The organism is Bradyrhizobium sp. (genome assembly GCF_027451485.1).
Lineage (GTDB): Bacteria > Pseudomonadota > Alphaproteobacteria > Rhizobiales > Xanthobacteraceae > Bradyrhizobium.
In genome coordinates this window covers 1-13285 of sequence record NZ_DAIDJE010000037.1, presented here as the reverse complement: position 1 = coordinate 13285, position 13285 = coordinate 1, and the positions used below count along the sequence as shown (strand labels likewise).

The following is a 13285-nucleotide window of genomic DNA, read 5'->3' as shown; positions in this document are numbered from 1 at the left end:
CCGTCGTAGCCTCCTTGATTGAGGACTTGTAGCGTTGCAGCGCAAAAGCCTTGTCGCTCGAATCGATCAACGCTTCCAGAATGCGGGAAATTGTCTGGAAATCCTCGCGGCTGAGCGGGCCAAATTCGACATCGTTGATCTCACGCTGATAGGGCGCAAGCTTGCGAAGCAGCGCCTTGCCGTTCTCCGTGATGGCCAACGATATCCGCCTCCGGTCGGTGCTGTCCTGAGTCTTCTCTACGAGTCCCAGCGTTTGGAGCTTACTGGTTACGGTGGTGACGAATGCGCCGCTCATATGCAAGTGATCGGCGATCGTCTTAACGTTGACGTCACCATCTAGACCGAGGTGACCAATCGAAATAAGGATCGTATATTCGATACCCGCAAGCCCAATCTGCCGCGCATGACCGTCTCGGATCGATTCATGGCGGGCCATAAATGCGAAGATATTGTGAACCAACCTGCGGAAATCGCGGTCGGAGCCGTTGTTCAGCAGCTCGGGCCGGGTAGTGGTCAGCGGCATGCCGCCACGCGCATTGCTCGGCTCGGCTCGGCGCGGCAGATGCCCCCGCTCACCTTTGGCTTTTTGGCGCGACACCTGCATTCTCCGGGTAACCGTCTGGACCAATATCTCGACTGACTTTGAACTCTGACGAGAATCAGCCTGTAAATCTATGCGATGGATCAAGTAACCACCGGCAGGATGTCAATATCATAGATGTGCCGCAACACGCGATTGAGCACGGGATCCGCAAGCTCCACTTCGAACCTGGTCGCCGGGCGGATCCCGCCGATCGCCGCCAGTGTACCGCAGAACATCATGGTGCCCTGCGAGAGCGAGTGACCGAATCGAGCGATCAAATCGGAGGGTGTACGCATGCCGGCGAGCGTGCCGTCCTGATACGCGACGCGTCGGCCGTCAATGGTGGCAAACGCACGCAGCTGCAACTCATCCCAATGTTCGACGACATCATCGAGCAGCCATAGTCCGCGGCTGACGGGCTTGCCGCAAAGCTGCTTTGAGAGCGCAATCCCCATCGTTTCGGCCCTGCGGTCGGTGTGGTCCGATCCGACTGTCAGCCACAGCTGCCCGCCATGCGCGATAACGATCGGCTCGGCCTCGCCGGAGGTGTCCGGGCCGAGCACCTGAAGGCGCGTCACCTGCGTTACGTTGAGCGCACTGTTGCGATAGAATACTGGAACGGAGGACGGCCGCGGCACGCCGATGGCGGCAAGCTCCTCGATATGGTGGCGCAGCGCCGTTTCATCACGGCCGGTCCAACCGGCAACGATCAGGTTTATGACCTCGAAGCCGATGCGCTCGGTCGTACCCTGCCGCGGTGCGAGCTGAAATTCGAGCATGACCTTCTTCTCTCCAAAATACTTTGTAAACTAGCTAATTTATGGAGTATATAACCCAAGGCTGTTCTGGAGACCAGCATGGATCCCCTCAAATTCCGCAATGCTCTTGGCAAGTTTCCGACTGGCGTGGTCGTGGTCACGGCCCGCACGCCATCCGGCGAGCTGGTCGGGATGACCATGAGCTCCTTCAACTCTGTCTCGCTCGAACCGCCGCTGATCCTTTTCAGCATTCACCGAAGGGCGCTCAGCTTTGCAGCGTGGCAGTCAGTTTCGCGCTACGCCGTCAATATCCTCAATGAGGATCAGGAACAAGTGTCCAACCAGTTCGCGCGCCCGAGCGCCAACAAATGGGAGGGGCTGGCGACCCTCATAGGGAAAAACGGCACGCCCATGCTGCCGAACGCCGGCGTGGTATTCGAGTGCGAAAACTACGCCCGCTACGATGGAGGCGACCACGAGATATTCGTCGGCCGCGTCGAGGCCCTGCACGAGCACGCCTTCACATATCAGCGGCCGCTCGTATTCTTCGAAGGCCGCTATCGCCAGCTTGCGAGCAGTGCGAGCGCCCACACGCCACCGCCTGAAGTCGAGCTTCTGCACGGCTGGTGAGAGTTTCTACGATTTCAACGAAAGGAATGATTGTTATGGCAATCAACAAGGAACACAAGGAATTTCATGCGCTCGATATGTCTAGCGGTTGGGAGACGCCGGCCGGCTATCCCAACGGTATTCAGCAGAAGATCCTCTCCGGCGCGCTTGACGAAAAGAACAAGAAAGGTTCGCGTTCGCGCCTGTTGCGTTTCGATCCCGGCGTTTTCACGACCAAGCCGTTCGTGCACGAATACTGGGAGGAGGTTTACCTGATCTCGGGCGATCTCACGGTCGGCAACGACGAGCAAGGCAAGGGCGGAGAATCCTTCGCGCCCAACACCTACGCCTCACGGCCGCCCGGCGCCTGGCACGGCCCGTTCAAATCCGAGAAGGGCTGCCTGCTATTCGAAATACACTATTTTGATCCAGCCTGACGGGGCTGATCCACGCGGCGCACTCTTAGTGCGCCGCGGCCGAAAAGTCTTGCATCACGGCTGACTTGACAACCCGCGCCTTGCGAGTCGTCGCCGGCGTATTGCGGCTGCGCCCGATGAAGCGCGGCACGCCTGCACTGACGACCGCGCCAATCGCGGCAATGTCGCCATTCTTGATCGCATCAAGTGCCGTGCCTTGCGTGCCGCCATCCGGCGCATCGAGCAATACGATATCGGCGGCATGGCCCGCTTTCAGGAAACCACTGTCGAGCCGATAGACTCGCGCGTTGTTGCCGCTCGCGGCGCATATCGCCTGTTCCGGCGTCATGCTCGTGAGGCTCGCAAGATGCGCCAAAGTGTAGAGAATGCCGAGCGGCATGACGCCGCTGCCGGTCGGCGTGTCGGTCGCGATGATGAAGCGGTCGAACGCGTTCAACTCCAGCGCAAGCTTGCCACACAAAAGCGTCGTTCGCAGATTGCCCGCTGTGCAGACCTGAAGTGCGATCTCACTCTCCCGGATAACGCGCTCGAAATCGCGATCCGGCATGGCCGTCGGCCCACCATTGATATGGAACGAGACATGCGGGTGCATCTTCAGAAGATGATCGCCAGTGATCGCGCCGGAACCGGGAATCGATGATCCGCCGGTATGGCAGGTGGTGATTAGACCGGCCGCCTTGGCGCCGGCCACAAGCGGCACGTAATCATACGCTGTCTTCACCGCGCCAAAACCCGCCTTGGCGAGGCCGACGCCTTTCTTGGCGAGTTCGACGAAATCTTCGTCCTTGAGGCCCGGCTCGAGAATGACAGAGCCGGCAATCACGCGCATACCGCCGGGGCGATAGTCAGCAAAGCAGCGCTGCGCCGCGATCGCCAGCGCCTTAACGCCCTCCGCGTCGCGGGGCCGGCCCGGCACATGCACTTCGGAAGCCGAGATCGACGTAGTCACGCCACCGTGCAGATAGCTTTCGAGATAGCCGACCGTGCGCTGCCGCGGCGTGTAGTCGCCGAACGTAATGTGCACGTGAGAGTCGATCAGGCCCGGAATCGCAGTCATGCCGCCGGCGTCGATCACCACATCACAGGCCTCGACAACGGAAACATCTGCCGTCCCGGCGCTAACAATCTTTCCGTCATGCGCCACAACCGTGTCGCCGTGAATGAAAGGGGAGCGCCAGTCGCCGGAAACAATTGTTCCGAGATTGGTGATTGCGACTCTCATACTAACCTCCCCGCCTAGTGTTTCACCTCGTCAAGTTCGTCGCTGAGACTGTACGAGGCCATCAGGTTTTCGACCATCGCGGTTGCGCCGTTCCAGTCGTAGGTGCGGAAACTGTGGCCTGCCGTGACAAAACGCGCCCCCGCATAGAACATCTCGTATTGCTGGTGACGAGAACCGAATTCGGAACCCACTGCGTCCCAACAGGCTTTGAGGAATTTCACCTTGTCCTCCGGCTCTAGATTCGCAGCACGCTGGGTGGTGTGGATGATTTTGTTGAGCATGGGATCGCTAAAATCCTTGATCGAGGACGGCAGCATGATCATCGCGCCACCAGACAGTTCGCGGATCGCATTGATGAACTGCGGATAGAGATCCTGCGTCAGCACCTGCGCCGAATACATGAAGTGCTTGTTGGGCACCCAATATTCGCCGGCCTTGGAGCCACTCGCTTCCATGCCCGACAGCATCGCTTCCACCATCGCGGCCTGCGCGGCCATGTAGCCGAGCTTCTCGCCAACGGACGGAATATTGGTGGTGCCGATCGCCTCGGTCAGCCGGCGGGCGAGACCGGCGAGAAAACGGAGCTTCACCGATAGACGTATTTGCGCCTGATAGTTCTGGTACGAGTGGCCCCAGGTATCGTGGAACTGCTGCCGACAGACGTCGGTGTCGCGGTAGACGAACAAGCGGTCCCAAGGCACCTTGACGTCATCGAAATAGATTAGCGCATCGTTCTCATCGAAACGCGACGAGAGCGGATTGTCGAAGACAGATACCGCCGCGGCTTCATAGGACTTGCGCGACAGCACGCGGATGCCCTTGGCATTCATCGGCAGCGCGCAGGAAAAGGCAAGGTCTTCTTCGCCTGGTTTCAGCGGCTGCAAGTTGGCGACCAGCACCTCATTGGCCATGATCGAGGACGTTCCGAGCATCTTCGCGCCGCGGATCGTGATGCCGCTCGAGTCTTCATCGACGATGCGCGCGACAAGGTCCGGCACCTGATCGCCCCAGTTCTTGGCGCGTTCGGCTTGTGGATTGATGATCACATAGGTGAGAAACAGGTCAGTCTTCGTGGCGTAATCGACATAATCTTCGAGCGCCTTGGCCCGCTGCGGCCCATGCTTTCGGAAAACCTCAATGCCCATGCGCTGGCCGATCAAGGCGGACGCGACATGATCCGGCGAGCGGCCCATGAAGCCGAAATGTACGCGCGACCAGGCCTGCAGCGCCTTACGCCGCGTCACCATTTCCTCGTAGCTCCTCGGCATCTGCCAGGCGCGGTTGACGCGGCGGTTGGAACCTTCGGGCATGAAGGTCATCAATTCGATATTTTCTGGTTTCGCCTGAAAGTCGTAGAGCGCGGCCGAGGACTGCACTACGTTACGGAACGCGGGATGCGCCGTGACATCCTCTACCAAAGTACCATCGATGTAGACCGTGCGCCCGTCCCGCAAGGATGCGATGTGCTCGGCACCCGTCTTTGCAACCGTCATGTTTCGCTCCACCAGATACTTTGGTTGTTAGTCTGGCCGGGGACCGGCAAAACGATTAAGTCAGTCCATCCTGACCTTTGATGTCAGCGTCAGACAGGCCGCCAACCCGATGATTTGGCCGGCCGCGCGTGGCGTAAACAGCGATAATCGCGATCTCGTTCGGCTGCGGCGCATCCGGCAGTGTCAAGGTCATGCCATCGTAATGCGAACGCACGTAAAGCGCATCCTTGTGCGCCAGGGGAATGTCGATCATCGCGCCCGGCGATGCGCGCTTGGTCATCGACGAAATCCATGCCTTGCCGCCGCCGACCGCCTCACGCATCACATTGCCAAATACGGTGGTAAGCATGGCGTTGCCATGCTCCTGCTCGCCATTGATACCAACCACCGCGGCCTTGCCATAGCTCACTGCCCGGTCCGGCGCCAACAGTCGCACAGCGATTGAGCAGATTTCGCGCCCGATCGCCTCGCTCGCTTGCGTCAGCGGCGACAGATCGTGCACGAAACGACCGGCAAAGGGATTGTCGATGATCGCAACCGCCGCCGCCTTGCGCAGCGGCGGCACCGTCTCGCGCGCGTCTGCCGATCGAATCTCGTCAATAAACGTCAGTAGACGCTTGATTCGCATGGTGTCGGCGTCCAATTCGGTCATCGTCGCCCCTCCCGATCGCAAAACTATCTTCCACAGTTACATAACTCACGAAGCTTTTCAAGCTCGCTTTCTGATGCTAAGCTTCACGCAAGCGAGGCCTAGGAGTCTGCTTGGGCATACTTCTCGATTGGCACAAGGATCGCAGGAAAGAAACGCGACGAACAGGGAGGTTTCCGCATGACGTCCAGTTTGACCAAGGTGCTCGGTGCGGCGGGGCTCGCGGCGGCCCTGTCGGGAATCATCGCAAGCGGCCCCGTTCACGCGGCGAGCGCCGAGATCGTACTGGGCGCCATTGTGCCGTCGAGTGGCCCATTCGCCGAATGGGGCCGCACCAATACTGCGACACTGCAAATGCTGGAGAAACAGGTCAACGATGCTGGTGGTGTCAACGGCGCCAAGTTACGTATCGTGATCCTCGATGACGCTACCAAGCCGGCGCAGGCGACCAACGATCTTCGCAAACTCGCCGGCGACGATCACGTGCTCGCGGTGGCCGGCCCGCTGACCTCGAGCGCGGCGGAGGTCACCTTCCCGGTCGCCAACGAAATGAAAGTCGTTGCGACATCGCAGGCTTCGTCAAAGCCCGGCGTAGCCAAGAACAACCGCCCCTGGGCGTTCCGAAATACCATTGACGAAAGTGTGCTCGGCCGCGCCACAGTGCCGTATTACAAGAAGGCCTTCAACATCAAGAGCGTGGCGATCATCTTCGACGCGAAGGACGCAACGGCCGCCACGGTCGGCAGTAAGATCATGCCCGGTCTGATGAAAGAAAACGGCATTGAGGTTCTCAACGCCAACGATCCGCTGTCCTTCAACACCGGCGACCTCGACGTCAGCGCGCAGGTGACCAAGATCAAGGCGCTTAATCCTGACGGCGTCGTCGTCAGCGCCGACTACAGCCAGGCCGTCACTGTGATTCGCGAAATGAAGCGTCAGGGCGTGATCAAGCCGGTTGTCGGCTCAACACAGCTGATTTCGTCCGCTATCCTGAAAGCCGCGCCCGAGATTCCGATCGTGGCACCCGCGACCTTCTATGCCAGCATGCCCGGCGACAAGCCGCAGACGTTTGTTAAGGAACTGACGCCGCTGTTGCACAAGATATCCGGCCTGCCAGCCGAGATCGAACCCTCAATGTACGACGCCAATATCTACGAAATCGGCAGCATCTATATCGATGCGATCAAGAAAGCCGGCGTTACAGGTAAGCCGGAGGACCTCGAAGCCGACCGCACGAAAATTCGCGACTACATGACAAAGCTTTCGGGCTTCCCCGGCCTCGGCGGCCCGATCGCTTTCAACCAGGATGGCGATGCAATCAAGGCATTCTACATCGTGCAGGGCCAGAACGGTGCGTGGGAATCGAAAGTCCGCGGGTGCAGCGCGCCGGATGGCAAGCACGGCTGCTGAATTCATGAAAGATCGTCATGGCTAGGCCTGTCCTGGCCGGTCACGCCCTTCTTTCATGGAATCTCCAAATAGATGCCCGGCGCAGGGCCGGGCGTGCCGAAGACTAGAAGCAACGCCACCCCCACAAGCCCTATCTCTTTTTGGGACGCATTCGTGCTGATCCAGCAGTTGGTGAATGGTCTAACGCTTGGCGCGGTCTACACGCTGATCGCGCTTTCCTTCTCACTGGTCATGGGAGTACTCGGCGTTCTCAACCTCGCGATCGCCGAGCTGTTCATGCTCGGCGGCTATTTCGGTTTCGCGATACTATTGGCGCGACTGCCGCTGCCCGTCGCGCTGGTCGCAGGAATGGCCGGTGCTGCGCTGGTAGCGGCGATCGTCGAACGGATCGGGTATCAGCCGTTCCGCGGAGCGCCCGTGGTGACGCCGATGCTGTCGACGCTTGGGTTCTCAATTATTCTGCAGAATGTGGCAACGAACGTCTGGGGTTCCGACCCGCTTCAACTTTCGGACGAAGTCTTGAGTGGGCGATTCAACATCGGCCCCGCCAGCATCAGCGCAATCCAATTGGTGGTGTTGAGCGTGACGGTTCTGCTCGTGGCCTCGCTGGCGTTTCTGGTGCAGCAGACCTCAATCGGCCGCGCGCTCCGCGCCGTTGCCGAGAATCGCGACGTCGCCCGGCTACTTGGCGTCCCGGCTGGTCGCATCACGCTTATCGCTTTCATGTTGTCCGGTTCGCTCGCCGGGGCTGCCGGCGTTCTGATCGGCGTGCACTATGCAGCGATCACGCCGTATATCGGCGTCGAGGTTGGCCTCAAGGCGATCGCGGTGATGGTCATCGGCGGCACCACGCGCATATGGGGCTCGCTCATCGCAGGTCCCCTGATCGGAATCGTGGAAGTGATGACGGTCGCCTATGTTGGCTCGCAGATTCGCGATTTCGTGGTCTATGGACTCATGATTCTGATCCTGCTGCTGCGACCACAAGGATTGCTTGGCAGCGGTCGCGGCGATCAAAGCCAGAGGGTCTGACCATGTCGATGTATTATGCTGGTATTCTCTCGGATATCGGCATTCTCCTGTTGGGCGCGCTCAGCGTGTACATCATTTTAGCCACGGGGCAACTTTCACTTGGCAATGCCGGCTTCATGGGGATCGGAGCCTATATTACATCCTGGCTGACGGTCGAGGCGGGCCTCCCGATCACAGTGGCGCTCGTGATTGCGGCGCTCGTGTCCGGTGCAATCGGCGTTGCAGTCGGCTTTCCCGCGCTTCGCTTGAAAGGCATCTATCTCGCGATGGCGACGCTCGGGTTCGGCGAGGTAGTACGCAGCTTCTTGCTGAATTTCGCCGCAATGGGCGGCCCCGAAGGCTTCCATGGTATGCACCATATCTCGACCGGTTATATTTGGACCTGGGCGGTTAGCGTACTCGTCCTGGTCATGCTGATCGAGGCCTCGCCGATTTGGCTCGAAATCCGCGCGGTCCGCGATGACGAGACCGCAGCCGGCCTCGTCGGCCTCAACGCAACCGAGATCAAGGTCGGCGCTTTCGGCTGCGGCGCCGCGGTCGCGGCGATCGCCGGCGGTCTGTTCGCGCATCATCACGTCTACATTGAGCCCGGGAACTTCTCGTTTGAGCGCTCGGTCGATCTGGTGCTTGCCGTGATCCTCGGCGGCTCGACCGTTGCGTCGGGCGCGCTTGCCGGAGCCGTGATGCTGGTGATCCTTCCGGAATATCTTCGCTTCCTCGCCGAATGGCGCTTTGCCGCCTTCGGCGCGCTGCTGATCGCAATGCTGCTGGTTCGGCGCCAGGGTCTTCTCGATCGTGCGCTGTTGCGCTTCGCCTGGCGGGGATCGCGGGCATGAACACGACATTGCCCCCTCGCCTCAGGCTTGACCGCATCACCAAGGCTTTCGGCGGCGTACATGCCCTGACTGATCTTTCGCTTGATGTGATGCCCGGTCAGATCATCGGTCTGATTGGACCGAACGGCGCCGGCAAGACGACGACTTTCAACGTCATCACGGGCGCCTATCGCGCCTCCTCAGGCACGGTGCTGCTGGACGGCCAAGCCGTTACCTCGGAGCCGCCGCACAAAATCGCGCGTGCCGGGATCATGCGTACATTCCAGAATATCAGACTGTTTTCCGACATGACCGTCTGGGAGCATTTGCTTGTGGCGCAACCGCATTCAGGTTTGGCCGTTCGCAGGCTGCTGCCGATGCGCTTTTCCAACCGAAAGACGATCGAGCGCGCCGAGGAGGTGCTGGAGTTCTTCGCTCTCGGCAATGTTCGTAACCGCCCGGCGCGGACGCTGCCGTACGGCCTGCAGCGCAGGGTCGAGATGGCGCGCGCGGTGACGGCGCGGCCCAGGCTCTTGCTGCTGGACGAGCCGGTCGCCGGAATGAATCACGATGAGGCCGAGGCTATCCGGGCCCTGGTGCTACGGCTCCGCCAGGGCGGCCTCAGCATCCTCCTGATCGAACACGACATGGCTTTCGTCATGAACCTCTGCGATGAGCTTTATGTTCTCGACTTTGGTATATTGATTGCGCACGGCAGGCCCGCTGAAATCAGGGCAAATCCAGCTGTGCTGGACGCCTATCTTGGAAGGGCGGCATAATGCTGAGGGTTCGCGACCTCGTCGTTGGCTACGGCGCCATTCAGGCGGTACGCGGTATCGATCTTGACATCGAGCAAGGGGAGATCGTCGCGCTGATCGGCTCCAATGGCGCTGGCAAGACCACGGTCGCGCGCGCCATCGCCGGCCTGCTGTCGTATAGCGGCGAGATCTTATTTGAAGACGTAAGGCTAAAACCCAACGCGGCCGAGCGCAATCTCCGCCTGGGGATCGCGCTGGTGCCGGAGGGACGCGGCATCCTTGGCACAATGACGGTCCAGGAAAATCTCCTGATGGGCCTCTATACGCGCAACGATAAGGCGCAAGCCAAACTGGATCTCGCAGTAATCCACCAAAGGTTTCCGATCCTCGCCCAGCGCGGCCATCTGCTAGCGAGCCTGATGAGCGGCGGCGAGCAGCAGTTGCTTGCGATAGGCCGCGCGCTGCTTTCGAAGCCAAAACTCTTGCTGCTCGACGAGCCTTCACTCGGACTTTCGCCGAGAATGACCGACACGGTGTTTGCAATGATTGAGGACCTCCGGCGCGACGGCCTGACCGTCCTCTTGGTCGAGCAAAAAGCGCGTCAGACGCTGCAGATCGCGGATCGCGCCTATCTGTTGGAGACCGGCTGCGTGATCACGACTGGCCCGGCAAAGGGCCTGATTGATGATCCCGTGGTTTCGGAAACTTTCCTGGGCAGCCGCACCGCTGCTGTGCACCGATGACGGCCTGCTCACATTATATCTGCCGTTCCGCGAAACGTTCGGGAAGAATGAGCCGCGCATGAGGTAAATCATAGTGCGAGCTACTTCAGGCAACACCCGCCATGGCTTTTTCGGTGGTTCCTTGCTCACATGACTTCGACGAACCGCATGCACATCGGTGAAGTAACCGTCTTAAGCACGGTTGCACTCACCCCTGCGCTTGATGAACTCGTTCCCTCATACGAGAAGAGCGGCAACCGTTTGATGATTATCTACAATACGATCGGCGAGTTGAAGAAACGCATAGACAACGGCGATACGGCCGATGTGATTATCCTATCGCGTCAGATTCTGAACAAACTGGAGGCCCAGCGTAAGCTTATCAGCGGCAGCATCGTCAATATCGGGATATCTTACGTCGCCGTGGGCATCCGCGCTGGCGCGCGTCTGCCCGACATCTCGACGCAGGAAAAGCTGAAGGAAACGCTTCTCGCTGCCAAGTCGATCTCCTACGCCGATCCTGCGAAGGGCGGCGCCAGCGGCGTCTACTTCGCTGGAGTTCTCGATCGTCTCGGCATTTCCGATCAAATGAAAGCCAAGACGGTTTTGGTCCCAAACGCCCAAGCCGGCGAACTCGTCGCCGGAGGCCAAGTGGAGATCGGCGTGGCGCAGGCTTGCGAAATCGCCGTCGTTCCAGGGACGCGAGTGGTAGGGCCTCTACCCGGAGATCTCAACAGCAGAATGATCTTCTCTGCCGGTATGGGATCTAATTGTCGAATTCCACGGGCCGCCGAATCGTTGATCGAATTTATGGCCAGTCCAGTCGCCGCAGCGGTACTCAAGTCGAAGGGAATGGATCCGGTTTAAATAGGGGTTTTCGACGTTACTCGCCGCGATTGACAGTTTACCTGCTTGCCGCCCGCTCCAGTTTTATCGGCTCAAAGACGTCCTTTGCAAAATGCACGACGAATATTTCTATGTTTGAGCAACTCACAGCCTGAAGATCGAGGTAATTCCAGTACTCGCGACTTGGATACGGCACAAGCCCGATCACTTTGTCGGCGGCAGCAGCAGTGCTAACCAATTGGGCCATAAACGAGTTGAGACGAGCGGAGTATTCGTCGACATCCTTGTACGGCCCGAAAATCAATAGCCTCACGAACGTCTCTGCTTCTTCATGCTTGAACAGCAAGCTGCTGGTTGCGGCACCACCGTCGAATTCCTGAGACAGCGTGAAACCTTCGCCCAGCTGCGATTGCGCCCAATGTTCCGCAAGTCGGCGCAGCTGGAAGCCATGCTGCCGTCCGCTCACGGGCCCCGATTTCCACTCGCGCGCTTTCTCTTCAACGTGCATCTGAACGATCGTCAGTTTGACCTCGATCAATCCTTGGGCTCTCCGATAAACTCCTACTCGATATAGTTTTTCCAACCGCAGATCAAATCGATGGGGGCACGTGCTGACGATCCGCGGCGACAGCGCCGGCTCCGCGCCAAGCGCAAGAGCTGCCTCATCAAGACGCCGACCGCCGGTGACGGCCCTCCGGTCGGCCCCGCCTCCCTCCGGCCCGTCACCGGCGGAAACAATCTTCGACCGAAATCATAATCCCGATGGTGGGGGCAGTTCTTCATGACACAAAGGGGCAGTTCCGGACGGCGTTTGACCGCTTTCACCAATTCGGCGCGCGGAGTTCGGCCATTTGATGCTTAGGTCAGGTGTGCTATCTGCCGTGGTTTCACTCACAGGAGTCACAACGTGGCAAAGGCGACAAAGAAAAAGCTTGCTCGCAAACCATATACGTCAGCCGACATCAAAGCCCTGAAGCAGCACTCAAAGGCGCGAACACCGGTATCAAAGATATCAAAGCAGATGAAGCGCTCGGTCGGCTCTCTGAGGCAGAAGGCTTTAAAGCTCGGGATCGGCTTAGGCCACCAGCGCTGATTTTCGTCAATTTCCGTCACGGCCGAACGGCTAAGCCAACCACGTCATTGTCTCTCCCTTTTCCTTCTCCTGCAGATCGATTTGCAGCGCTGCGTTCAAGTCTCTCACCAGAGCTAATTTGAACGGCTCAGCGGTCAGGTCGGTTTTCTGATTGCATGCCTCGCAAACCCAAATATCCAAGTTCGTCATCCGTCCTTGGCACCAAGAGATCTGCTTGGGTCGGGCCACTTCTGCGCGCCGCCTATTCCGAGGAAAGAGAGGAATGCCTTGCGTGCGGGAACGCGGCCACGACATCACCATTGAAGGCACCGAACATTCGGTTTCCCAAGACCACTTCCCTAATCATTGAACAACGTCGAGTTTCACCTTTGCGATCCCACTTTCAACCATCCCAAGCGCCTCGGCCGCGGAATGTGAGACATCAACAACTCGTCCTGGAACGTACGGACCGCGATCATTGACCCGTACTGTCACCGATCGCCCAGTCACGACGTTCGTTACCCGCAGCCGGGTGCCAAACGGCAACGTAGGATGAGCGGCGGTCAAATCGTGCGTATCGAACTTTTCGCCGCTCGCGGTCTGTTGCCCCTCTGTGTAGAAGCTGGCAACTCCCTGCGAGGCGATCTGTGTCGGCGTCGCGTCATTGGGCCGCGCAAACGGCGTATGCCTTCTCGTGGATGCGACATGCCTGTTGGTGACGAATGATGCCGTTCGATCGTGGTTCGATGACGCGTGCCGGCTCAGGCCAGTAAATTCGGAATTTCGGACCGCGGTAGACTGCGCGCAGGCCGCAAGCGATGCAGCCCCAAGTACGATGACAAGCGGTTGAAAGACGTTCCGGACCCGACCGGCCGAGAC

Annotated in this window: 16 protein-coding genes; 9 read left to right on the top strand and 7 right to left on the bottom strand. The window is 59.3% G+C overall.

The genetic code is table 11. From position 1 onward, the window contains the following. Positions 1 to 598: MarR family winged helix-turn-helix transcriptional regulator (locus tag NEZ08_RS04845; protein ID WP_298104296.1), on the bottom strand; the 598-nt coding region annotated here is incomplete at its 3' end. Positions 599 to 684: 86 nt separating this feature from the next. Continuing rightward, positions 685 to 1362: a DUF2848 domain-containing protein gene (locus tag NEZ08_RS04840; protein ID WP_298104294.1), complete on the bottom strand. Its 678-nt coding sequence runs from the start codon at positions 1360 to 1362 to the stop codon at positions 685 to 687. Between the two features lie 78 nt (positions 1363 to 1440). Here NEZ08_RS04840 and NEZ08_RS04835 point away from each other — a divergent pair, with 78 nt between their 5' ends. Then, positions 1441 to 1971 carry a flavin reductase family protein gene (locus NEZ08_RS04835; protein WP_298104292.1) on the top strand — a complete coding sequence of 177 codons (531 nt, stop codon included), beginning with the start codon at positions 1441 to 1443 and terminating at the stop codon, positions 1969 to 1971. Positions 1972 to 2006: 35 nt separating this feature from the next. After that, a complete protein-coding gene (locus tag NEZ08_RS04830) occupies positions 2007 to 2387 on the top strand; it encodes a cupin (protein WP_298104290.1) in 381 nt (126 codons plus the stop codon). Between the two features lie 25 nt (positions 2388 to 2412). Here NEZ08_RS04830 and NEZ08_RS04825 read toward each other — a convergent pair whose 3' ends face one another. Genes NEZ08_RS04825 through NEZ08_RS04815 form a run of 3 tightly spaced genes read right to left on the bottom strand, consistent with a single transcriptional unit; the run spans position 2413 to position 5754 of the window. Beyond that, entirely contained in the window at positions 2413 to 3609 is a 1197-nt protein-coding gene (locus NEZ08_RS04825; protein WP_298104289.1) for an amidohydrolase family protein, read from the bottom strand. Between the two features lie 14 nt (positions 3610 to 3623). Next, positions 3624 to 5102, bottom strand: coding sequence for a 4-hydroxyphenylacetate 3-hydroxylase family protein (locus NEZ08_RS04820; protein ID WP_298104287.1), 1479 nt, complete (start codon positions 5100 to 5102; stop codon positions 3624 to 3626). Between the two features lie 55 nt (positions 5103 to 5157). Continuing rightward, positions 5158 to 5754 (bottom strand): amino acid synthesis family protein, encoded by a 597-nt coding sequence (locus tag NEZ08_RS04815; RefSeq protein ID WP_298104285.1) that lies wholly within the window; start codon positions 5752 to 5754, stop codon positions 5158 to 5160. A gap of 177 nt (positions 5755 to 5931) precedes the next feature. Between NEZ08_RS04815 and NEZ08_RS04810 the strand changes: the two genes are divergently transcribed. From NEZ08_RS04810 to NEZ08_RS04785, 6 genes are all read left to right on the top strand, one after another. Continuing rightward, complete coding sequence (locus NEZ08_RS04810) at positions 5932 to 7161, top strand: ABC transporter substrate-binding protein (RefSeq protein ID WP_298104283.1); 1230 nt, start codon at positions 5932 to 5934, stop codon at positions 7159 to 7161. A 153-nt stretch (positions 7162 to 7314) separates the two neighbouring features. Then, positions 7315 to 8193 carry a branched-chain amino acid ABC transporter permease gene (locus NEZ08_RS04805; protein ID WP_298104281.1) on the top strand — a complete coding sequence of 293 codons (879 nt, stop codon included), beginning with the start codon at positions 7315 to 7317 and terminating at the stop codon, positions 8191 to 8193. A 2-nt stretch (positions 8194 to 8195) separates the two neighbouring features. Further along, positions 8196 to 9029 (top strand): branched-chain amino acid ABC transporter permease, encoded by an 834-nt coding sequence (locus tag NEZ08_RS04800; protein WP_298104278.1) that lies wholly within the window; start codon positions 8196 to 8198, stop codon positions 9027 to 9029. After that, on the top strand, positions 9026 to 9787 hold the full coding sequence (locus NEZ08_RS04795; RefSeq protein ID WP_298104275.1) for an ABC transporter ATP-binding protein: 762 nt from the start codon (positions 9026 to 9028) through the stop codon (positions 9785 to 9787). The genes NEZ08_RS04800 and NEZ08_RS04795 overlap by 4 nt, the downstream gene beginning before the upstream one ends. Beyond that, on the top strand, positions 9787 to 10509 hold the full coding sequence (locus tag NEZ08_RS04790) for an ABC transporter ATP-binding protein (RefSeq protein WP_298104272.1): 723 nt from the start codon (positions 9787 to 9789) through the stop codon (positions 10507 to 10509). The genes NEZ08_RS04795 and NEZ08_RS04790 overlap by 1 nt, the downstream gene beginning before the upstream one ends. A gap of 129 nt (positions 10510 to 10638) precedes the next feature. After that, positions 10639 to 11355 carry a substrate-binding domain-containing protein gene (locus tag NEZ08_RS04785; protein WP_298104268.1) on the top strand — a complete coding sequence of 239 codons (717 nt, stop codon included), beginning with the start codon at positions 10639 to 10641 and terminating at the stop codon, positions 11353 to 11355. A gap of 37 nt (positions 11356 to 11392) precedes the next feature. Here NEZ08_RS04785 and NEZ08_RS04780 read toward each other — a convergent pair whose 3' ends face one another. Continuing rightward, complete coding sequence (locus NEZ08_RS04780) at positions 11393 to 11872, bottom strand: hypothetical protein (RefSeq protein WP_298104266.1); 480 nt, start codon at positions 11870 to 11872, stop codon at positions 11393 to 11395. 369 nt (positions 11873 to 12241) lie between these two features. Here NEZ08_RS04780 and NEZ08_RS04775 point away from each other — a divergent pair, with 369 nt between their 5' ends. Next, positions 12242 to 12427 carry a hypothetical protein gene (locus tag NEZ08_RS04775; RefSeq protein WP_298104263.1) on the top strand — a complete coding sequence of 62 codons (186 nt, stop codon included), beginning with the start codon at positions 12242 to 12244 and terminating at the stop codon, positions 12425 to 12427. 342 nt (positions 12428 to 12769) lie between these two features. On the opposite strand, the gene NEZ08_RS04770 is transcribed toward NEZ08_RS04775, so the two are convergent. Continuing rightward, the gene (locus tag NEZ08_RS04770; protein WP_298104298.1) at positions 12770 to 13051 is read right to left on the bottom strand and encodes a septal ring lytic transglycosylase RlpA family protein; all 282 of its coding nucleotides are present in this window, start codon (positions 13049 to 13051) and stop codon (positions 12770 to 12772) included. Positions 13052 to 13285 lie beyond the last annotated feature (234 nt).

Coding starts and splice junctions, on each gene's coding strand:
- NEZ08_RS04840 (WP_298104294.1), bottom strand. CDS start 1,362: ATGCTCGAATTTCAGCTCGCACCGCGGCAGGGTACGACCGAGCGCATC.
- NEZ08_RS04835 (WP_298104292.1), top strand. CDS start 1,441: ATGGATCCCCTCAAATTCCGCAATGCTCTTGGCAAGTTTCCGACTGGC.
- NEZ08_RS04830 (WP_298104290.1), top strand. CDS start 2,007: ATGGCAATCAACAAGGAACACAAGGAATTTCATGCGCTCGATATGTCT.
- NEZ08_RS04825 (WP_298104289.1), bottom strand. CDS start 3,609: ATGAGAGTCGCAATCACCAATCTCGGAACAATTGTTTCCGGCGACTGG.
- NEZ08_RS04820 (WP_298104287.1), bottom strand. CDS start 5,102: ATGACGGTTGCAAAGACGGGTGCCGAGCACATCGCATCCTTGCGGGAC.
- NEZ08_RS04815 (WP_298104285.1), bottom strand. CDS start 5,754: ATGACCGAATTGGACGCCGACACCATGCGAATCAAGCGTCTACTGACG.
- NEZ08_RS04810 (WP_298104283.1), top strand. CDS start 5,932: ATGACGTCCAGTTTGACCAAGGTGCTCGGTGCGGCGGGGCTCGCGGCG.
- NEZ08_RS04800 (WP_298104278.1), top strand. CDS start 8,196: ATGTCGATGTATTATGCTGGTATTCTCTCGGATATCGGCATTCTCCTG.
- NEZ08_RS04795 (WP_298104275.1), top strand. CDS start 9,026: ATGAACACGACATTGCCCCCTCGCCTCAGGCTTGACCGCATCACCAAG.
- NEZ08_RS04790 (WP_298104272.1), top strand. CDS start 9,787: ATGCTGAGGGTTCGCGACCTCGTCGTTGGCTACGGCGCCATTCAGGCG.
- NEZ08_RS04785 (WP_298104268.1), top strand. CDS start 10,639: ATGACTTCGACGAACCGCATGCACATCGGTGAAGTAACCGTCTTAAGC.